General features: G+C 63.4%; 21 protein-coding genes. 5 read left to right on the top strand and 16 right to left on the bottom strand.

What is annotated here, in order from left to right:
• Positions 1 to 96: 96 nt before the first annotated feature.
• From ACVOLV_RS02420 to rsmD, 6 genes are all read right to left on the bottom strand, one after another.
• On the bottom strand, positions 97 to 987 hold the full coding sequence (locus tag ACVOLV_RS02420; RefSeq protein ID WP_481552973.1) for an MBL fold metallo-hydrolase: 891 nt from the start codon (positions 985 to 987) through the stop codon (positions 97 to 99).
• Between the two features lie 342 nt (positions 988 to 1329).
• Positions 1330 to 3072 (bottom strand): gamma-glutamyltransferase, encoded by a 1743-nt coding sequence (gene ggt, locus ACVOLV_RS02425; protein WP_481552974.1) that lies wholly within the window; start codon positions 3070 to 3072, stop codon positions 1330 to 1332.
• Positions 3069 to 3353 (bottom strand): YfhL family 4Fe-4S dicluster ferredoxin, encoded by a 285-nt coding sequence (locus tag ACVOLV_RS02430; protein WP_481510864.1) that lies wholly within the window; start codon positions 3351 to 3353, stop codon positions 3069 to 3071. The genes ggt and ACVOLV_RS02430 overlap by 4 nt, the downstream gene beginning before the upstream one ends.
• 360 nt (positions 3354 to 3713) lie before the next feature.
• Positions 3714 to 4202 carry a hypothetical protein gene (locus ACVOLV_RS02435; RefSeq protein ID WP_303746713.1) on the bottom strand — a complete coding sequence of 163 codons (489 nt, stop codon included), beginning with the start codon at positions 4200 to 4202 and terminating at the stop codon, positions 3714 to 3716.
• Between the two features lie 40 nt (positions 4203 to 4242).
• A complete protein-coding gene (gene coaD / locus ACVOLV_RS02440) occupies positions 4243 to 4746 on the bottom strand; it encodes a pantetheine-phosphate adenylyltransferase (RefSeq protein ID WP_481516224.1) in 504 nt (167 codons plus the stop codon).
• Complete coding sequence (gene rsmD / locus ACVOLV_RS02445) at positions 4743 to 5363, bottom strand: 16S rRNA (guanine(966)-N(2))-methyltransferase RsmD (protein ID WP_481552975.1); 621 nt, start codon at positions 5361 to 5363, stop codon at positions 4743 to 4745. Before rsmD ends, coaD begins: the two co-directional genes overlap by 4 nt.
• Before the next feature lie 203 nt (positions 5364 to 5566).
• On the opposite strand from rsmD, the gene htpG reads away from it, so the two are divergent.
• The 4 genes from htpG (at position 5567) to ACVOLV_RS02465 (ending at position 10600) form a co-directional block, all read left to right on the top strand.
• On the top strand, positions 5567 to 7471 hold the full coding sequence (gene htpG, locus ACVOLV_RS02450; RefSeq protein ID WP_481552976.1) for a molecular chaperone HtpG: 1905 nt from the start codon (positions 5567 to 5569) through the stop codon (positions 7469 to 7471).
• 226 nt (positions 7472 to 7697) lie between these two features.
• Positions 7698 to 9098 (top strand): signal recognition particle-docking protein FtsY, encoded by a 1401-nt coding sequence (gene ftsY / locus ACVOLV_RS02455; RefSeq protein ID WP_481552977.1) that lies wholly within the window; start codon positions 7698 to 7700, stop codon positions 9096 to 9098.
• A gap of 153 nt (positions 9099 to 9251) precedes the next feature.
• Entirely contained in the window at positions 9252 to 10307 is a 1056-nt protein-coding gene (gene mutY, locus ACVOLV_RS02460) for an A/G-specific adenine glycosylase (RefSeq protein WP_481552978.1), read from the top strand.
• A 17-nt stretch (positions 10308 to 10324) separates the two neighbouring features.
• Positions 10325 to 10600: an oxidative damage protection protein gene (locus ACVOLV_RS02465; RefSeq protein ID WP_481552979.1), complete on the top strand. Its 276-nt coding sequence runs from the start codon at positions 10325 to 10327 to the stop codon at positions 10598 to 10600.
• A gap of 205 nt (positions 10601 to 10805) precedes the next feature.
• Here the strand turns inward: ACVOLV_RS02465 and ACVOLV_RS02470 are convergent, their stop codons facing one another.
• The 10 genes from ACVOLV_RS02470 to ACVOLV_RS02515 form a co-directional block, all read right to left on the bottom strand.
• Entirely contained in the window at positions 10806 to 11267 is a 462-nt protein-coding gene (locus ACVOLV_RS02470; RefSeq protein ID WP_481552980.1) for a DUF6491 family protein, read from the bottom strand.
• 106 nt (positions 11268 to 11373) lie between these two features.
• Positions 11374 to 12084: a lipoprotein-releasing ABC transporter ATP-binding protein LolD gene (gene lolD / locus ACVOLV_RS02475; RefSeq protein ID WP_481552981.1), complete on the bottom strand. Its 711-nt coding sequence runs from the start codon at positions 12082 to 12084 to the stop codon at positions 11374 to 11376.
• Positions 12077 to 13318 (bottom strand): lipoprotein-releasing ABC transporter permease subunit, encoded by a 1242-nt coding sequence (locus ACVOLV_RS02480; protein ID WP_481552982.1) that lies wholly within the window; start codon positions 13316 to 13318, stop codon positions 12077 to 12079. The genes lolD and ACVOLV_RS02480 overlap by 8 nt, the downstream gene beginning before the upstream one ends.
• 24 nt (positions 13319 to 13342) lie before the next feature.
• Positions 13343 to 13711 carry a hypothetical protein gene (locus ACVOLV_RS02485; protein ID WP_481552983.1) on the bottom strand — a complete coding sequence of 123 codons (369 nt, stop codon included), beginning with the start codon at positions 13709 to 13711 and terminating at the stop codon, positions 13343 to 13345.
• A gap of 31 nt (positions 13712 to 13742) precedes the next feature.
• Positions 13743 to 13997, bottom strand: coding sequence for an FAD assembly factor SdhE (locus ACVOLV_RS02490; protein ID WP_481552984.1), 255 nt, complete (start codon positions 13995 to 13997; stop codon positions 13743 to 13745).
• Between the two features lie 161 nt (positions 13998 to 14158).
• Positions 14159 to 14944, bottom strand: coding sequence for a succinate dehydrogenase iron-sulfur subunit (locus ACVOLV_RS02495; RefSeq protein ID WP_481517949.1), 786 nt, complete (start codon positions 14942 to 14944; stop codon positions 14159 to 14161).
• A gap of 18 nt (positions 14945 to 14962) precedes the next feature.
• Positions 14963 to 16753, bottom strand: a complete 1791-nt coding sequence (gene sdhA / locus ACVOLV_RS02500; RefSeq protein ID WP_481552985.1) for a succinate dehydrogenase flavoprotein subunit — start codon at positions 16751 to 16753, stop codon at positions 14963 to 14965.
• Positions 16754 to 16756: 3 nt separating this feature from the next.
• Positions 16757 to 17140, bottom strand: a complete 384-nt coding sequence (gene sdhD / locus ACVOLV_RS02505) for a succinate dehydrogenase, hydrophobic membrane anchor protein (RefSeq protein ID WP_282268787.1) — start codon at positions 17138 to 17140, stop codon at positions 16757 to 16759.
• Positions 17137 to 17529, bottom strand: coding sequence for a succinate dehydrogenase, cytochrome b556 subunit (gene sdhC, locus ACVOLV_RS02510; protein ID WP_282268784.1), 393 nt, complete (start codon positions 17527 to 17529; stop codon positions 17137 to 17139). The genes sdhD and sdhC overlap by 4 nt, the downstream gene beginning before the upstream one ends.
• 54 nt (positions 17530 to 17583) lie before the next feature.
• Complete coding sequence (locus ACVOLV_RS02515) at positions 17584 to 17757, bottom strand: DUF1674 domain-containing protein (RefSeq protein WP_481552986.1); 174 nt, start codon at positions 17755 to 17757, stop codon at positions 17584 to 17586.
• A 39-nt stretch (positions 17758 to 17796) separates the two neighbouring features.
• Between ACVOLV_RS02515 and ygfZ the strand changes: the two genes are divergently transcribed.
• Positions 17797 to 18654 carry a CAF17-like 4Fe-4S cluster assembly/insertion protein YgfZ gene (gene ygfZ, locus ACVOLV_RS02520; RefSeq protein ID WP_481552987.1) on the top strand — a complete coding sequence of 286 codons (858 nt, stop codon included), beginning with the start codon at positions 17797 to 17799 and terminating at the stop codon, positions 18652 to 18654.
• Positions 18655 to 18770: the final 116 nt, after the last annotated feature.

Genomic DNA, 18770 nt, shown 5'->3' on the forward strand with positions numbered 1-18770 from the left:
GCATTGCCCCGGATCTGAATGATGGGACCAATGTCGGTTTTGAAGACTTCCGGAATCAGTGCCGGAAGTCAGTTTTTTCAGCTGCCGTTGGTCAGCTCAGGCCGCCAGCGTACGCGCCTTCAACTCGGCCACTTCATGGGCGGTGGCAAAGCGCCCTTTGTCATCGCGCACTACCTGCGCCATCGCGCATTGCGGGTCATGGGTGAAGAACAAGTGCACGTTGCGCGCCAGCTTGTCCTCTAGAAAGGCCCGCTTCTCGTCGATCAGCAACTCGGCATTGCGGTCGTAGCCCATGGTGATCGGCACATGCACCCAGGACCGCCCCGGTATCAGGTCGGCGCAGAACACCACGCCACCGCGCGGTTGGCCATTGACCCGCTCAGGACCAATGATTTCAGCCAGCATCAGGCCTGGCGTATGGCCATCGCTGAAGCTGAAACGCACCGATTCACCCAGTGCCTTTGAATAGGCGCCGCTGACGATCTCCAGACGACCGCTGGCTTCCAGCAAACCGCTCAACTCGGGAATAAAACTGGCGCGGTCACGCGGATGCGGATGCCTGGCACGCTCCCAGTGCTCGGCTCCAATTACGAAGGTCGCATTGGGAAACAACAGTTCCGGCTCGCGACCTTCCGACCACGGTGCCAGCAGACCACCGGCATGATCGAAGTGCAGATGGCTTAGCACGACCACATCGATGTCTTCATGCTCGAAGCCGGCTTCGCGCAGTGAATCGATCAGTACATGACGCTGCTCCTGCACACCATAGCGTTCACGCAGCTTGGGCTCGAAGAAGGCACCGATACCGGTTTCGAACAACACGGTCTTGCCACCCAACGGACTGGCCAACAACGCCCTGCATGCCAGTTCAATGCGGTTGGCGTCATCGGCCGGCGCCCACCGCTCCCACAATGCCTTGGGAGCGTTGCCGAACATCGCACCGCCATCGAGTTTTTGCGAGTTACCGCGGATCGACCATAGTTTCATATGAAAAATTCTACCCGCAGTGCGTTAAATATTCGCAAGGAATCGGTGGCGGATAATTGACGGGCAACGGTACTGGCGGGGGACGTCGTGCTGTGTGCGTTTGAAGAGCGCTTACCGCCTGCTTTGATGCCGGGCCAGCGCGGGCTACTTTGTGGGAGCGGCGTCAGCCGCGGAGCTGACGCCGCGGAAGCGCTTGGCAACGGTGCCAACTGATGATTTACCTGCCTCGCGACTGACGCCGCTCCCACAAAAAATCCGATGCCAGCAACTGGCATCGGATTCAGGGGGATTCAAACGCTCAAGTGAAAAGCAATCCCGCCGAAACGCGGCTTGCTGGTCATCTCAGTCGGCCTTTCCCGACTTGCGAACCTCGGCACTGCCCACCGGGTTACGCGGGTCGCTGCCGCCGCTGAGCACATTGCTGCGCCGATCCCATTCCACCGTCTGCAGGTTGCCCCATACATGGCTGGAGCCGCGCCCGCCTTCGGCCGAATCACCCGGCAATTCAACCTTATGCCCCATCGCCTGCAGCTGCTTGGCGACTTCCGGCGAGAACGCGCCGGTCTCCGCCGAAATCTCATCCGGCAACCACTGGTGGTGATAACGCGGCAACGCGGCCACCTGCTGTGCGTCCAGGCCGGCGTCATAGCCGAGGATGCCGAGCAGGACCATGGTGATGATGCGGCTGCCACCCGGCGTGCCAATCACCACGACCTTGTCATCATTTTCCATGAAGGTCGGCGTCATCGAGCTGAGCATGCGCTTGCCCTTGGCCGGCGCGTTGGCCGCGTAGCCCATTACACCGAAGGCGTTGGGCGTGCCCGGCTTCAATGCGAAGTCGTCCATCTCGTTGTTCAGCAGCACACCGGTGCCGGCCGGGATCAGACCCGAGCCGTACAGCAGGTTCACCGTCTGGGTACCGCCAACGCGATTGCCTTCGCTGTCGATGATCGAGAAGTGCGTGGTCTCGTCATCCTCCAACGGCGTCGGGTTGCCCGACAGCAGGTCGCTCGGCGTGGCCTTTTCCGGATGGATGGTTGCACGCAGACCCTGCGCGTAGTCGCGGCTGGTCAGCACCTTCTGCGGGATATCGACAAAGTCGGGATCGCCAAGGAAGAAGGTACGGTCGCGATAGGCGCGACGCATCGCTTCCACCACCAGATGGGTACTGTGTGCCTGGTCCATCTTGTTCAGATCCCAGGGTTCCAGGATCTGCAGCATCGAGGCCAGCGCAATGCCACCGGAGGACGGCGGCGAGGCGGTGGTGATCTTCCAGCCACGGTAGTTGAACACGATCGGCTCACGGGTCTTGACCGTATAGCCGGCCAGTTCCTCGGCGGTCCAGCGGCCGCCGGCCTGCTTCACGCCAGCCAGCAGCTTGCGCCCGGTCTCGCCGCGGTAGAAGCCATCAAAGCCGTTGGCGGCCAGCAGCTGCAGCGTATGCGCCAGCTCCGGCTGCTTGAAGATATCGCCCTCGGCAATCGGCTTGCCGTTGCGCAGGTAGACTTCGCGGGTGCCCGGGTAACGGTCCATCACTTCACGACGGCTGGCATAGCCACGGGCCATGCGTGCATACACCGGGAAACCATCGGTGGCGACACGGATTGCCGGCGCCAGCGACTCGCTCAGCGGCAACTTGCCATGCTCGCGCGCCAGCTTCACCAGCGCCGCCGGCAAGCCGGGGATGCCGGCCGACCACGGGCCATTGACCGAGCGGTCACGGTCCAGATTGCCGTTCTTGTCCAGGAACTGATCGGGCGTTGCGGATTCGGGCGAGGTCTCGCGCGCATCCAGCATCACGTCCTTGCCGGTCTTGGCATCGTGCAGCAGGAAGAACCCGCCGCCGCCCAGGCCCGAGCTGATCGGCTCGACCACGGCCAGGGTGGAGGACACGGCCACCGCGGCATCGAACGCGTTACCGCCCTTGCCAAGGATTTCCATACCGGCCTGGGTCGCCAGCGAATGGCCGCTGGCAATCGCGGCGCCATCGGGGCGTGCGGCGCGGGCCGGCGCGGTGTCGGCTGCCCACGCGGCCGGCGACAGCACCAGTGCGAACAGCAGCAGGGAACGGGCAACGAGTTTCATGCCGTTGGATTCTCCGATTGGTAAAACTCAGGGTGATCACGTTGCAGGCCGGCCAGCTTGGCCAGCAGCTGATCTTCGGTTTCGACGATTTCCGGGTCCGGGTCGATACATTCGACCGGGCACACCACCACGCATTGCGGTTCATCGAAATGACCGACACATTCGGTACAACGGGCCGGATCGATCACATAGATCGTCTCGCCCATTGCGATGGCCTGATTGGGACAGGCTGGCTCACAGACGTCGCAGTTGACGCAGAGCTCATTGATTTTCAAAGACATTGCTGCGGTGTTCCCGTCAGAGCGGGGCTTGCAACCGGCGCCTGCCGGTTCATCGGTCCTGCTGTTCATGGCCTGCCAAGGACAGCGCCGACAGCAAGCTTACCGGATACTGGTTTTGCCGGGGTCCAAGCTCCTGCTTCCACAGCGTTCTGCGGGTGTGGATGCTGGTTCTCGTGGGCGATCCCCGCCTTCGCGGGGATGACGAACTGGCAAAGGCGGGGTCGCTAGGCGCCCCCGCGCCAGTTGCAGCAAAAGCTAAAACCAAAGCAGAAGCTGGAGCAACAGCCAAAGCAATCCCCGCCTTCGCGGGGATGACGCACTGGCACAGGCGAGGCCGCTAGGCGGCCCCGCGCCAGTGCGTCACTTGGCTTCGACGAAGATGTAGTCGGCGCCGGTCGGCTTGACGATGGTCTGCACGCGGGCGTTGTCAGCGGCATCGCCGATGAACACCACGCGCACGCCCTTCATCGAATCAGCCTGCACGTCCTTGAAGCCGGTTTCGATCAGGTCGCCCATCTTTGCCGAGTTCGACGAACCAAAGGCCAGCATGTTGCCCGGCTGGATGCCACGGCCAATGGCGGTGGTTGCGCTCTCAACCTGGCGGTCGTACTTGGCGGCGAATTCCGGGTCCGATGCCGGCGGCAGGTAGTACAGGAACGGGCTGGCGGTGATGTTGCCCATGTTCTGCACGGCAACTGCCTGCAGGTACTTCTTCCAACCCGCGTCGTCATCCTTGGCCGGGGCGACCAGCGCCTGCTGCGCTTCGACTACCGGTGCTTCTTCTTTCTTGCAGGCGGTTACAGCCAGCACCATCGAGGCGGCAAGCAGCACGCGCATCGTGTTCTTCATGATCGTTCTCCCGTTGAAAAGTCGTGTTACTGAAAAAGGCTTACTGCCCGCGCGCTTCGCGGGCCTTGCGCAACGCTTCAAGCACAGTGGCCGGCACGAAGCCGGAGACATCCCCGCCCAGCCGGGCGATTTCACGCACCAGCGAGGAGGAAATGAAGCTGTGCTGCTCGGAGGGGGTGAGGAACAGCGTCTCCACCTCCGGAATCAGATGCCGGTTCATGCTCGCCATCTGGAATTCGTATTCAAAATCGGACACCGCGCGCAGCCCGCGCAGCAGTACCCCGCCATGCACCGAGCGTACGAAGTGCGCCAGCAAGGTGTCGAAGCCGACCACTTCCACGTTGTCGTGGTGCTGCAGCGCTTCCACCGCCAAGGCAACCCTCAACTCCAGCGGCAGCGTCGGGCCCTTGGAAGGACTCTGCGCCACGCCGACTATCACCTTCTCGAACAACGGCGCGGCACGATTCACCAGGTCGATATGACCATTGGTGATCGGGTCGAAAGTGCCCGGGTACACGGCGATGCGGCGATTGGCTGAAGTCATGCGGGTTCGGTCGCGTTCATGTCGCTGCGAAGTGTAGCAGCGGCTCGACGATAGAGGGCATAGGCCACCTCACGGGTACTGCCCTCACGCCGCAGCTGCCATTCGGGCGGCAGCAAGAGGGCCGCACCCACCGGCGCTTCCACGTAGAGCCAGGCGCCCTCGGCCAGGTGCCGGGGCAGGCGTTCGATCACCTGCTCCCACAAGCCCGCTGCGAACGGCGGATCCAGGAACACCACGTCAGCCTGTGCCGGGGCTGCGCTGGCCAGCCATTGCAGGGCGTCGCCGGCAATCACCTCGACCTGCTCACCTGCCTGCAGCCGCCCGACCACCCCGCGCAGCGCAGCTACCAACTGCGAATCACGTTCCACCAGCTGTGCCGAAGCCGCGCCACGCGATACCGCCTCAAGGCCAAGCGCGCCGCTACCGGCGAACAGGTCCAGGACACGGGCCCCGGGCAGCTTCGGCATCAGCCAATTGAACAGGGTCTCCCGGACCCGGTCGCTGGTAGGCCGCAGGCCCGGCAATTCAGGAACCTGCAAACGGGTATTACGCCAACGCCCACCGACGATACGCACCTGCCCGCTGGCCGCAGGCGCCTTGCCACGGACCGGACTCATCCGACCCGCACCGGCAAAAGCAGAGACAAAACGTGGCAAATCAAATACATCGGCGACCTGGATCCAACAGCTCTGAGTACTGCAGATGATAGACCAGCACCCGCCCCGGCTGCGCCCACCTTGAAATCGGCCCATTCACCCTTACCCAAGCTGCAGTCACCGCGCAGCTGCGCGACCTAATCAGCAACGGAGCACCCCGACCGATGACCGACCAGAATCACAAGGAAACCCGCGGTTTCCAGACCGAGGTGAAGCAGCTGCTGCACCTGATGATCCATTCGCTGTACTCGAACAAGGAAATCTTCCTGCGCGAGTTGGTGTCCAATGCCGCCGACGCCGCCGACAAGCTGCGCTTCGAAGCGCTGACCCAGCCCGAGCTGCTCGAAGGCGGCGCGCCGCTGCGCATCCGCATCGAGGCCGACCCGGCCGCGCGCACCCTGACCATCGACGACAACGGCATCGGCCTGAGCCGCGATGAGGCCATCGCCCACCTCGGCACCATCGCCAAGTCGGGCACTGCCGAGTTCCTGAAAAACCTGTCCGGCGATCAGAAGAAAGACTCCAACCTGATCGGCCAGTTCGGCGTGGGCTTCTATTCGGCCTTCATCGTTGCCGACCAGGTCGACGTCTACAGCCGCCGTGCCGGTCTGCCGGCCAGCGAAGGCGTGCATTGGTCGTCCAAGGGCGAAGGCGAGTTCGAAGTCGAGACCATCGACAAGCCCGAGCGCGGCACCCGCATCGTGCTGCATCTGAAGGAAGGCGAAGACAGCTATACCGACGGCTGGCAGCTGCGCAGCCTGATCAAGAAGTACTCCGACCACATCGGCCTGCCGATCGAGCTGCAGAAAGAACATCACGGCGAGGAAGCCGACAAGCCGGCTACGCCGGAGTGGGAGACCGTCAACCGCGCCAATGCGTTGTGGACCCGCGCCAAGCCCGAGATCAAGGACGAGGAATACCAAGAGTTCTACAAGCACATCGCGCACGACCCGACCGACCCGCTGGCCTGGACCCACAACAAGGTCGAAGGCAAGCTGGAGTACACCTCGCTGCTGTACACCCCGGGCCGCGCGCCGTACGACCTGTACCACCGCGACGCACCGAAGGGCCTGAAGCTCTATGTGCAGCGCGTTTTCATCATGGACCAGGCCGAGCAGTTCCTGCCGCTGTACCTGCGTTTCATCAAGGGCGTGGTCGATTCCAACGACCTGCCGTTGAACGTATCGCGCGAAATCCTGCAGTCCGGCCCGGTGATCGACTCGATGAAGTCGGCGCTGACCAAGCGTTCGCTGGACATGCTGGAGAAGCTGGCCAAGGACAAGCCGGAAGAATACGCAGGCTTCTGGAAGAACTTCGGCCAGGTGCTGAAGGAAGGCCCGGCCGAGGACTACGGCAACCGCGAGAAGGTCGCCGGCCTGCTGCGCTTCGCCTCAACCCATGACGGCAGCGGCGAGCAGAGCGTTGCCCTGGCCGATTATGTCGGCCGCATGATCGAAGGCCAGGACAAGATCTATTACCTGACCGGCGAGAGCTTCCAGCAGGTCAAGGACAGCCCGCATCTTGAGGTGTTCCGCAAGAAGGGCATCGAAGTGCTGTTGATGACCGATCGCATCGACGAGTGGCTGATGAGCTACCTCACCGAGTTCGACGGCAAGTCCTTCGCCGACATCGCCCGCGGCGATCTGGACCTGGGCAAGCTTGAGACCGAGGAAGACAAGAAGGCACAGGAAGAGGTCGCCAAGACCAAGGAAGGCCTGGCCGCGCGCCTGAAAACCGTGCTCGGCGAAGAAGTTGCCGAAGTGCGCGTCTCGCACCGCCTGACCGACTCGCCGGCCATCCTGGCCATCGGCGAACAGGACCTGGGCCTGCAGATGCGCCAGATCCTGGAAGCCAGCGGCCAGAAGGTGCCGGACAGCAAGCCGGTATTCGAGTTCAACCCGGCCCACCCGCTGATTGAGAAGCTGGATGCGGAAGCTGATATGGACCGCTTCAACGACTTGGCCCACGTGCTGTTCGACCAGGCCGCATTGGCCGCTGGCGACAGCCTGAAGGACCCGGCCGGTTACGTACGCCGCTTGAACAAGCTGCTGTTGGAACTGTCGGCCTGAGTGTAGTGCCGAGCCATGCTCGGCAGGAGCTTTACCCGTAAAGCCCGTAGTGCCGAGCCATGCTCGGCAGAAGCTTTCCCGGTAAAGCCCGAAAAGCCCCCCTCACCCCAACCCCTCTCCCGTGAACGGGAGAGGGGCTTCAATCAACTGCCGTCGTGCTGCCTGCAACGCCGGCCACCTGACCGCCGGTGGTAACATAGACATCTGATTTCAGGCCTTTTCCTCCATGTTCAGCTTCTTTCGCCGCAAAAAGACCGACGACGCCCAACAGCCCGCAAAGCCGTCCACGCTGAGTGTTGAGGAACTGGCCGCCGCCTTCCCGCAGGCACCGTCGGCGCAAGCGCCGCTGCCGGCAGAACCCATTCAGACTGAAACCGCGCAAGTGCCGGTCGAAGCCCCGGTCGCTGCTCAAACGCCGGTAGAGCCTGCAACCGAAACCGCAGCAGCACCTGTGCCGGTCGTCGAACAAGCTGTCGTAGTTGACGTAGCCCCTGTTGCAGCACCAGTCCAGATCGAAGCACCGGTTGCCGCTGAAGCGCCCTCCCCTGCAGTCGTGGAAATCGCTCCACAGGCCATGGAGCCCGTTGCTGCTCCCGCTCCTGCTGCAGCACCGGCTCCCACTCCGGCTGTAGCCGAAGTCATCGCCCCCAGCTCCCCCGACTCAGACGCAGCGCTGATCCCGGTCAACGCTGCACCAGCTGCGCCTGAAGGCAAACTCGGCTGGCGTGATCGCCTGCGCAACAGCAGCTTCGCCCGCAGCTTCGGCGGCCTGTTCTCGCGCAACCCCAAGCTCGATGACGACCTGCTCGACGAGATCGAGACCGCACTGATCACCGCCGACGTCGGCATGCCGGCGACCACGGCACTGGTCGAAGACCTGCGCAAGCGCATGAAGTCGCGTGAGTTCGCCGATGCCAATGCGCTGTTGGCCGCACTCCGCGCCGACCTGATCGCCATGCTCGAACCAGTCGCCAAGCCGCTGGTCATCGACCCCAATGCAAAGCCATTCGTGATCCTTACCGTCGGCGTCAACGGCGTCGGCAAGACCACCACCATCGGCAAGCTGGCCAAGCGCTTCAAGGATCAGGGCCACAGCCTGATGCTGGCCGCTGGCGACACCTTCCGCGCCGCCGCCGTCGCCCAGTTGCAGATCTGGGGTGAGCGTAATGGCGTGGCCGTGGTCGCCCAGGGTCAGAACGCCGATGCCGCCTCGGTCGCATTCGACGCTCTGCAGGCCGGCAAGGCGCGTGGCACCAGCGTACTGATCGCCGACACCGCCGGTCGCCTGCACACCCAGACCGGCCTGATGAACGAGCTGAGCAAGATCCGCCGTGTGCTTGGCAAGATCGACGACAGCGCGCCACACGAGGTGCTGATGGTGATCGACGGCACCACCGGCCAGAACGCGCTGTCGCAGCTGCGCCAGTTCCATGCCGCCGCAGGTGTCACCGGCCTGGTGGTGACCAAGCTGGACGGCACCGCCAAGGGCGGCGTGGTGTTTGCGCTGGCCCGCGAGTTCGGCATTCCGATTCGCTTCGCCGGTATCGGTGAACGCCCGGAAGATCTGCGCGTGTTTGATGCTGAAGCCTTTGTCGACGCGCTGTTGCCGCAGGCGCTGGGCGCTTGATCTGAAGCCCCTCTCCCGTTTACGGGAGAGGGGTTGGGGTGAGGGGAAGCTCTACGAGCAGGATCAAAAGCTCCCCTCATCCGCCCCTACGGGGCAGCTTCTCCCGCGCGCGGGAGAAGGAATGCGAAAGCAACCGCCATCGCCTGCGAGCCAATGCCCAACTTCCCCAGCCAACTCCTCACCTGGTTCGCCCAGCACGGCCGCCACGATCTGCCCTGGCAGCATCCGCGTTCGCCGTATCGGGTATGGCTGTCGGAAGTCATGCTGCAGCAAACTCAGGTCGCCACGGCAACGCCATATTTCCAGCGTTTCGTGCAGTCGTTTCCGACGCTGCGCGATCTGGCCGCCACCGACAACGACACCTTGATGGCGCACTGGGCCGGCCTGGGCTACTACGCCCGTGCCCGCAATCTGCATGCAGCAGCCAAGCAATGCGTCGAGCTGCATGGCGGAGAATTGCCGCGTGATTTCGATGCCCTGCTGGCACTGCCCGGCATCGGCCGCAGCACCGCCAGTGCAATCCTCAGCCAGGCCTGGAACGACCCATTTGCGATCCTTGATGGCAACGTCAAACGTGTCTTGACCCGTTACCACGGCATCACTGGCTTCCCCGGCTTGCCGGCTATCGAAAAACAGCTCTGGGCGCAGGCCGAAGCACACGTCGCGCAGGTGCCGGCCGGGCGCATGGCCGATTACACCCAGGCGCAGATGGATTTCGGCGCAACCCTGTGCACCCGGGCAAAGCCGGCCTGCATCCTGTGCCCGCTGCAGGGCAGCTGTGCCGCACATGCGCAGGGACTGGTCGATTCGCTGCCTACCCCCAAGCCCAGCAAAGTGCTGCCCGAGCGCGAAGCCAGCGCCCTGCTGCTGGAAGACGCCGAAGGCCGCATCCTGCTGCTCAAGCGTCCGCCAACCGGTATCTGGGCCTCGCTGTGGACGCTGCCGCAGGCCGATACTGACAGCGCGCTGCGCGAGTGGTTTGCCGCCAGCATCAAAGGCAACTACGACAACGCCAATGAGCTGCCACTGATCGTGCATACCTTCAGCCACTATCGCCTGCATCTGCAGCCACTGCACCTGCGCAAGGTCGCACTCAAATCCAAGGTCGGCGACAATGCCGAGCTACGCTGGGTAGCGCGTGACGAGCTCGCCGCAATCGGCCTGCCCGCACCCATCCGCAAACTGCTGGAACGCCATCCGGCGCACTGATTCGACAGGACCACATCATGCCCCGCTCCGTCTTCTGCCAATACGAACAACGCGAAACCGAGGGCCTGGATTTCGTGCCCTACCCCGGCGAGCTGGGCCAGCGCATCTTCGCCAACATCGGCAAGCCGGCCTGGGCAACATGGCTGGCGCACCAGACCATGCTGATCAACGAGAACCGTTTGTCGCCGCGCGACCCGAAGCACCGCGCCTTCCTTGAGGAAGAGTTGGTGAAGTATCTGTTCTCCGGCGGCGCGGAAAAGCCGGCGGGTTACGTCGCACCGGAAACGGATTGATGCAGGAGCGGCGTAAGCCGCGAAGCTGACATCAATGAAAGCACGAAGAAAAGCCCGCGATCGATTGGATTGCGGGCTTCGCGGCTTACGCCGCTCCTACAGAATGCATTTTCGGTGAAGCCCCTGCCGAGCATGGCTCGGCCTGGGCTGCGAAACATTGCCGGTGAAGCCCTGCCGAGCATGGCTCGGCACTACAGATGGTGCTTCAATTCGTTTCGGTGCCCTGATCTGCGGCGCGCTCGGAGATCTTGGCTTCGCGCAGCTCTTTCTCGGATGCACGCAGCGCCTTTACATCCAGCGGTTGGATGCTTTCGATGCGGCATGGCACGTGCGACATCGGGCCACCGCCGTGCACGATCACACGATCAAACCTCGCAGATACCTGGCCCATCATGTTGGTGATGGAAATGGCCGGCGCATAGGACAAATCCATGCACGGCCCGCTCAGATTCAACAGCCAGGCTTCGGCCGGCTTGGTCCAGACCGCCAGGGCGCTGTCGCCCAACTCGGTCCAGCCGTTCAACGAACCGAAATACTTGAAATTGTTCACCGGCGCACCGGCGTGGGCCCGGTACAGCTCAAGCCGTTCGGTGCTGCTCAGCTTTCCGGTCGTCGCACAACCGCCGAGAACGGCAGTCAGCACCATCGCAACAAGCACTTTCTTCATGGCGGCAATCCTCATTGAAGGAAACAACCTGCTTTCACAGCCGAAACGAGCACCGTACTGGCATCGTAGCTCCACCAGCTCGTCGGAGCCATGCTGCCGGGCGGATTCAAACCCCGCTACTGGCCAACTCGTGCAGGCGGCCCTGACGCAGCTCCAGCACGCGATCCAGCTTGCGCGCCAGACTGCGGTCATGGGTGACCAGAACCAAACTGGTGCGCTGCTCGCGGTTCAACTCCAGCATCAGATCAAACACGGTGGCGGCGGTCTTGTCGTCCAGATTGCCGGTTGGCTCATCGCCGAGCACGCAGCCCGGCTGGTTGACCAGGGCGCGCGCAACCGCGGTGCGCTGGCGCTCGCCACCGGACAACTCGCCAGGCTTGTGATCCAGGCGGTGGCCTAGCCCAACCGACTCCAGCAATGCCTTGGCCCGGGTACTGGCGCCGGCAACATCACTACCACCCAGCATCACCGGGATCATCACATTCTCCAGCGCGGTGAATTCCGGCAGCAGATGATGGAACTGATACACGAAGCCAAGCGAACTATTGCGAAGATTGCCGCGCGCGGCATCGGACAGCGCCGACATGCGCTGGCCGGCAACATAAACCTCACCAGCGGTCGGGATATCCAAGCCGCCCAGCAGATGCAGCAAGGTGCTCTTGCCCGCGCCGGACGCGCCGACGATGGCCACGGTTTCGCCCGCAGCAACGTTCAAGTCCAGGCCGTCGAATACCGGCGTGTGCATCTTGCCTTCGGCGTAGGTCTTGCCCAGGCCTTCGGCGCGGATTACCGATTCCATCAATGCGTTCTCATTCATAGCGCAGCGCCTCGGCCGGCTGGGTGCGGGCTGCGCGCCACGCCGGGTAAAGGGTCGCGGCAAAGCTCATCAGCAGCGCGACAATGGTGATCACCACGATGTCACCGGTCTGCATGTCGGTCGGCAGGCCGGTGATGTAGTACACATCCTCCGGCAGCAGCTTGATGTTGAAGACGGTCTCGATCAGGCCGAGGATGCGCTCCAGATTAAGGGTCAAGGTGATGCCACTGATCACGCCGACAATGGTGCCGAACACACCGATCAAAGTGCCCTGCACCATGAACACCTGCATCACTCCGCCAGGCGTCAGGCCAAGCGTGCGCAGGATGGCGATATCAGCCTGCTTGTCGGTGACCAGCATCACCTGCGAGGACACCAGGTTGAACGCACCCATCGCTACGATCAGCGACAGCAGGATGCCCATCACCGTTTTTTCCATGCGCAGCGAGTGGTAGAGGTTGGCGTTCTCCTGCGTCCAATCGCTCACCCGGTAATAGCCGTTGAGGTTGACTGCCAGATCGCGGGCCACGGTATAGGCCTGGTCCATGTCGTGCATCTTCAGGCGCACGCCGGTGACGCCGTCCATGCGCAGCACGCGCTCCATGTCCTGCATGTTGGTGAAGGCGACGCCACGGTCCACTTCATTGGAGCCGGCCTCGAAGATACCACTGACCTTGAAGCGCTTGACCCGCGGCATGGCACCCATCGGCGTGCCCTGCACTTCGGCCAGCGTCGCGACCACGCTGTCGCCGACATCCACGCCCAACCAGATCGCCAATTCCTTGCCGACCACCATGTTGAATTCGCCGGGCTGCAGGCTGTCCAGCTTGCCCTTGGTCATCTTCTCGGCCAGCACCGAGACCTTGGACTCCTGTGCCGGATCAACGCCCTGGATGATCGCGCCCTGCACCCGCAGGCCGCTCAACATGCCCTGGATCTCGATGTAAGGCGCGGCACCGGCTACACGCGGGTCCTTGGTCGCCACGTCGATGGCATGCTGCCAGTTGGCCATCGGCTCGCCGTCAGCACTGACCGTGGCATGGGCCGACATCTGCAGCAGGCGGTCGCGGATCTCCTTCTGGAACCCGCTCATCACCGCCAAGGTGGTGATCAGCACCATCACCCCGAGCGCGATGCCAAGGATGGAGGCCATGGAGATGAAGGAAATGAAGCCATTGCGGCGCTTGGCGCGCAGATAGCGCAATCCGATTGCGACAGGTAAGGGTTTGAACATGCGTGTCTGCCCGTGAACTGGTCGCTATGGTGCCATTCCCGGCGGCTGGCGGGAAACGCCATGCGCCTTTACGGCCAGTCGCAGTTCACGTCGCCGCGCCCTGGGCAGCGTATCGGGCCAGAACAGCAGCTGGTGGCGCTGCTTGCCCAGCCGCCAGCGCAGCACCAGCAGCGGGCCGCGCTCGAGCAGTTCGATCTGCTCCATGGATTCGGCGTCGATACAGGGCGGACTTGGTGGCGACGGTATGAGGATGTTCCGGCTTGGCTTGCGCGCCTCTGCGCGCATCTGCAGCAGCCCCCAACCAAGCACGCACACAGCCAAGGGCCAGGCATGGCCCGGCTCCAATCTACAGTTCACTATCGAAATGGCGGCAAATACCGCCAGACCCAGCAAGGCGCAGCTCAGCCAGCGCGATGGGCGCCACTCACACCGGAAGGGCGCGGATATAGGCGATGAGTTGCGCCTGCGACGCATCCGAACAGACCTCGTAGCCCATGGACCAGCGCCACAATTTATCGTCTTCGGTTTCCAGCAACTGCAGGAATACCTCGCGTTCGGCGGCAGGTGCATCCAGCCAGCGACGGTCCAGATAGCGCCCGAACAGCTGATCCAGCTCGCGCATCCCACGCCGGCAGCGCCAGCGCAGCTTCTTCAACAGGATTTCGTCTTCAGTCTGCATGGCTTCGGGTACCTCTGATACCAAAGCCCCTCTCCCGCCGGGAGAGGGGTTGGGGTGAGGGTTGGAGCGAAGCTCCCGCGAAATCGAGGGCAGCAGGCTTCGCCCGTACCCTCATCCGCCCCTACGGGGCACCTTCTCCCGAAGGGAGAAGGCATAACGCATCAAGCGCGGCGCGCCATCATCAATTTCTTGATCTCGGCGATTGCCAGTGCCGGGTTCAAGCCCTTCGGGCAGGTACGTGCGCAGTTCATGATGGTGTGGCAGCGGTACAGCTTGAACGGATCTTCCAGATCGTCCAGGCGTGCGCCGGTGTCTTCATCGCGCGAATCGATGATCCAGCGATAGGCCTGCAGCAGGATCGCCGGGCCCAGGTAACGCTCGCCATTCCACCAGTAGCTCGGGCAGCTGGTCGAGCAGCACGCGCACAGGATGCACTCGTACAGCCCGTCCAGCTTCTTGCGGTCTTCCGGCGACTGCAGGCGTTCGCGGTCTGCCGGGGCCGGGGTCTGGGTGCGGATCCACGGCTTGATCGAGGCGTACTGCGCGTAGAAGTGGGTCAGGTCCGGAACCAGATCCTTGACCACGTCCATGTGCGGCAGCGGGTAGATCGGCACCTCGGCCTTGCCGCAATCGGCAATGGCGCGGGTGCAGGCCAGGGTGTTGGTGCCGTCGATGTTCATCGCGCACGAACCGCAGATACCCTCGCGGCAGGAGCGACGGAAGGTCAGGGTCGGATCAATCTCGTTCTTGATCTTGATCAGCGCGTCCAGAACCATCGGGCCGCACGCATCGAGATCGATCTCGTAGGTGTCGGTACGCGGATTCTGGTCGTCGTCGGGGCTCCAGCGGTAGATCTTGAAGGTACGCGTGTTCTTCGCGCCGCCCTTGGCGGGGAAGTGCTTGCCCTTGGTCAACCGGGAGTTCTTCGGGAGTGCAAATTCAGCCATGTTCGTAAGTTCCCCGGATCAGTAGACGCGCGGCTTCGGCGGCACCACGGACACGTCATCGCTGAGCGTGTACATGTGCACCGGGCGGTAATCGAAGCTGCACTTGCCCTTGTCGTCGACAGTGACCAGCGTGTGCTTCTGCCAGTTGACGTCGTCGCGGTCCGGGTAATCCTCGTGCGCGTGGGCGCCACGGCTTTCCTTGCGCTGCTCGGCCGAGTTGATGGTCGCCACTGCGTTGAGCAGCAGGTTGTTCAGCTCGTAGGTTTCGATCAGGTCCGAGTTCCAGACCAGCGAACGGTCGGAGACCTTGACGTCCTGGAACGAATCGAACACTTCCGCCATCTTCTGGCAGCCTTCTTCCAGCGTCTTGCTGGTACGGAACACCGCTGCATCGTTCTGCATGGTGCGCTGCATGTTGTCGCGGATGACCGAGGTCGGCGTATCGCCGTTGGCGTGACGCAGCTTGTCGAGCAGGCCCAGGGCCTTGTCGCAGGCATCGGACGGCAGGGTCTTGTGCGGCGCACCCGGCTTGATCGTCTCGGCGCAGCGGTTGGCCACGGCGCGACCGAACACCACCAAGTCGAGCAGCGAGTTGGAGCCCAGACGGTTGGCACCGTGCACGGACACGCAGGCCGCTTCGCCGATGGCGTACAGGCCCGGCACCACTGCATCGGGGTTGTCGCCGACCTTGCGCACCACTTCACCGTGGTAGTTGGTCGGGATGCCGCCCATGTTGTAATGCACGGTCGGGATGACCGGGATCGGCTGCTTGTGCACGTCCACGCCCGCGAAGATGCGCGCGCTTTCGGCGATACCCGGCAGCTTGTCGTCGATCACGCCCGGGCCGAGATGGGTCAGGTCGAGCAGGATGTGATCCTTGTGCTCGCCGACGCCGCGGCCTTCGCGGATTTCGATGGTCATCGAACGCGACACCACGTCACGCGATGCCAGATCCTTGTAATGCGGTGCGTAGCGCTCCATGAAGCGCTCGCCATTGCTGTTGCGCAGGATGCCGCCCTCGCCTCGCACACCTTCGGTGATCAGGCAGCCGGCGCCATAGATGCCGGTCGGGTGGAACTGCACGAACTCCATGTCCTGCAGCGGCAGGCCGGCACGGGCCACCAGGCCACCGCCGTCACCGGTACAGGTATGCGCCGAGGTGGCACTGAAGTAGGCACGGCCATAACCGCCGGTTGCCAACACCACACCCTGCGAACGGAACAGGTGCAAGGTGCCTTCGGCCATGTCCAGGGCGAGCACGCCACGGCAGACGCCTTCGTCATCGAAAATCAGGTCGAGTGCGAAGTACTCGATCATGAACTGCGCATCGTGCGCCAGCGACTGCTGGTACAGGGTGTGCAGGATGGCGTGGCCGGTACGGTCGGCGGCGGCGCAGGTACGCTGCGCGGACGGGCCTTCACCGTACTTGGTGGTCATGCCACCGAACGGACGCTGGTAGATCTTGCCTTCTTCGGTGCGCGAGAACGGAACGCCGTAATGTTCCAGCTCGATGATGGCCGGGATGGCCTCACGGCACATGTATTCGATGGCGTCCTGGTCGCCCAGCCAATCCGAACCCTTGATGGTGTCGAAGAAGTGGTAACGCCAGTCGTCCTCACCCATGTTGCCGAGCGCGGCGGAAATGCCGCCCTGCGCTGCCACGGTGTGCGAGCGGGTCGGGAAGACCTTGGTGATGCAGACCGTCTGCAGGCCCTTCTGGGCCAGGCCAAACGTTGCACGCAGGCCAGCGCCACCGGCGCCGACGACGACCATGTCGACCTTGTGTTCTGTGATGTTGTAAGCGGACATGTATCAGTTCCCAAACGCGATGCGGGCAACCGCAAAGATGCTGACGATGGCGCCGAGCACGGCGACGAACTTGACCGTGGTCTGCAAGGCCAGGGCCATCAGCGAGTTGTGGATGTAGTCCTCCAGGACTACCTGCAGGCCAAGCTGGGCGTGCCAGAACATGGCGACCAGGAAGCCGCCGAGCAGGATCGCGTTCCACGGCTTGGCAATGGTTTCCACAGCGGTGACGTAATCGGCGCCCATCAGGCTCAGCACCAGGCACAGGAACCAGATGGTCAGTGCGACCAGCGCGGTTGCGGTCAGGCGCTGGTGGACGAAGTGCTCGGTACCGGACTTGGCGCTGCCAAGGCCACGCGCATTCTTCAGCGGGGTGCGGTACTTGCTCATGCGGCAGCTCCCATGCAGACGTAAGCCCAGATCAGCGCGGTCAGCACCAGCGAGGCAATCACCGACACCCAGCTGCTGCGGATGAAGGTAGCCTTGGCGTAGCCGATGGCGAAGTCCTGCACGATATGGCGGATACCATTGCACAGGTGGTAGGCGAAACACCAGGTCCAACCGAACAGGATCACCTTGCCGTACCAGGCGCTGGCGTGGGTGGTGAAGCAGTTCCAGGACTCAGGCCCCATCATCAGGGCGAACAAGCCGCCCGCAATGATCAGGGAACCGACAGTCAGAATGATGCCGGTTACTCGATGCAGGATCGAGGTGGCCATCTGGATCTGCCAGCGATACACCTGCAGGTGCGGAGAGAGGGGGCGGGGTCTGTTCGCCATTCGCTGACTCGTATCTCGGCTGGGCGGCTCAATGCCGCGTTGGCTCAACGCTGCTCAGAAATCTATGCAGCGCCCGTTTTTCTCCCAATCGCCATACCGCACCGGATCAAGTCCGCCGCGGCCGCCTATTTCCTGAGGCACCGGGGTTGCCTCGGGAAGCGGCTGCTTCTCGGGGACCAACGGGGCTTCAGCTTCGGGCTCGGGAGTGGGGGTTGTTTGGCCTATCATTGGTGGTCTCGCAACGCACAAATTTTAGTCCTCAGTCACGTGTCTGACAACCTCGCCCCTGCTTTCACCGGTTTCCGCACACTTTCCAAGGCTCAGATCGTGAGTCTTGCGGGAGCTGATGCGGTCGCTTTCGCCCAAGCCCAGTTCGCCAATGACGTGCCCTCGCTGGCCGATGGTCATTGGCAATGGAGCGCCTGGCTGACCGCCAAAGGCCGCGTACTGTCTATCTTTCAGCTGTTGCGAGTGGACGCGCAAACCCTGCTGCTGATCTGCCACGACGGCGGTGCCGAGGCCATGGCCGAGCAGTTGCGGCGCTTTGTATTCCGCCGCAAGGTCGTCATCAGCCATGCCAGCGCGTTGGCAGTGAATGCCGCGCTGGAAGCGCCGGTTTCGGCCCAGGGCGCGCAATTGGCGCAGCTGGCCGATGCCGTCATCGAGCTGGATGTGGGTAGCTCAGCGGTTCCGCGCACGCTGCAGATCGGCTCTGTGTCCGCTGCCAAAGACGAATCCGCTGAATTGGCGTGGCGTCAATCCGACCTTCGTTTTGGCCTGCCCCGCCTGGATGACGCGCCGCGCGAGCAGTGGACGCCGCAACAGCTGGGGCTGGATCGTTTGAATGCCTACAGCGTCAAGAAGGGCTGCTATCCCGGCCAGGAAATCGTTGCCCGCACCCATTTCCTGGGCAAGGCCAAGCGCTCGCTGGCGCTATTGAAATGCGCCTCATTCGCAAATTCCGGTGACGCGATCCAGCACGGTGACAACAACATCGGCACCGTCGCCAGCGTGGCGGGCGCGCTCGCACTGGCCGTGCTGCCACTGGAATTGCCGGAAGGCCCCCTCCTGATCAGTGGCGAGCACGCCAGCATCCAGCCGCTGCTGGAAGGCCTGGCTCGCTGAGACCCTGTCGTGGGGGGGGGGGGGGGGGGGGGGGGGGGGGGGGGGGGGGGGGGGGGGGGGGGGGGGGGGGGGGGGGGGGGGGGGGGGGGGGGGGGGGGGGGGGGGGGGGGGGGGGG

It is taken from the genome of Stenotrophomonas sp. STEN023 (assembly GCF_056760135.1).

What these genes read in the sequence shown, in the direction of transcription:
- sdhD (WP_282268787.1), bottom strand. Translation starts at nt 17,140, where the DNA reads ATGAGCAAGTACCGCACCCCGCTGAAGAATGCGCGTGGCCTTGGCAGC.
- ACVOLV_RS02420 (WP_481552973.1), bottom strand. Translation starts at nt 987, where the DNA reads ATGAAACTATGGTCGATCCGCGGTAACTCGCAAAAACTCGATGGCGGT.
- ACVOLV_RS02470 (WP_481552980.1), bottom strand. Translation starts at nt 11,267, where the DNA reads ATGAAGAAAGTGCTTGTTGCGATGGTGCTGACTGCCGTTCTCGGCGGT.
- ACVOLV_RS02430 (WP_481510864.1), bottom strand. Translation starts at nt 3,353, where the DNA reads ATGTCTTTGAAAATCAATGAGCTCTGCGTCAACTGCGACGTCTGTGAG.
- ftsY (WP_481552977.1), top strand. Translation starts at nt 7,698, where the DNA reads ATGTTCAGCTTCTTTCGCCGCAAAAAGACCGACGACGCCCAACAGCCC.
- ACVOLV_RS02465 (WP_481552979.1), top strand. Translation starts at nt 10,325, where the DNA reads ATGCCCCGCTCCGTCTTCTGCCAATACGAACAACGCGAAACCGAGGGC.
- ACVOLV_RS02490 (WP_481552984.1), bottom strand. Translation starts at nt 13,997, where the DNA reads ATGCAGACTGAAGACGAAATCCTGTTGAAGAAGCTGCGCTGGCGCTGC.
- htpG (WP_481552976.1), top strand. Translation starts at nt 5,567, where the DNA reads ATGACCGACCAGAATCACAAGGAAACCCGCGGTTTCCAGACCGAGGTG.
- coaD (WP_481516224.1), bottom strand. Translation starts at nt 4,746, where the DNA reads ATGACTTCAGCCAATCGCCGCATCGCCGTGTACCCGGGCACTTTCGAC.
- ACVOLV_RS02495 (WP_481517949.1), bottom strand. Translation starts at nt 14,944, where the DNA reads ATGGCTGAATTTGCACTCCCGAAGAACTCCCGGTTGACCAAGGGCAAG.
- ACVOLV_RS02480 (WP_481552982.1), bottom strand. Translation starts at nt 13,318, where the DNA reads ATGTTCAAACCCTTACCTGTCGCAATCGGATTGCGCTATCTGCGCGCC.
- ggt (WP_481552974.1), bottom strand. Translation starts at nt 3,072, where the DNA reads ATGAAACTCGTTGCCCGTTCCCTGCTGCTGTTCGCACTGGTGCTGTCG.
- ACVOLV_RS02515 (WP_481552986.1), bottom strand. Translation starts at nt 17,757, where the DNA reads ATGATAGGCCAAACAACCCCCACTCCCGAGCCCGAAGCTGAAGCCCCG.
- lolD (WP_481552981.1), bottom strand. Translation starts at nt 12,084, where the DNA reads ATGAATGAGAACGCATTGATGGAATCGGTAATCCGCGCCGAAGGCCTG.
- sdhA (WP_481552985.1), bottom strand. Translation starts at nt 16,753, where the DNA reads ATGTCCGCTTACAACATCACAGAACACAAGGTCGACATGGTCGTCGTC.
- ACVOLV_RS02435 (WP_303746713.1), bottom strand. Translation starts at nt 4,202, where the DNA reads ATGAAGAACACGATGCGCGTGCTGCTTGCCGCCTCGATGGTGCTGGCT.
- rsmD (WP_481552975.1), bottom strand. Translation starts at nt 5,363, where the DNA reads ATGAGTCCGGTCCGTGGCAAGGCGCCTGCGGCCAGCGGGCAGGTGCGT.
- sdhC (WP_282268784.1), bottom strand. Translation starts at nt 17,529, where the DNA reads ATGGCGAACAGACCCCGCCCCCTCTCTCCGCACCTGCAGGTGTATCGC.
- mutY (WP_481552978.1), top strand. Translation starts at nt 9,252, where the DNA reads ATGCCCAACTTCCCCAGCCAACTCCTCACCTGGTTCGCCCAGCACGGC.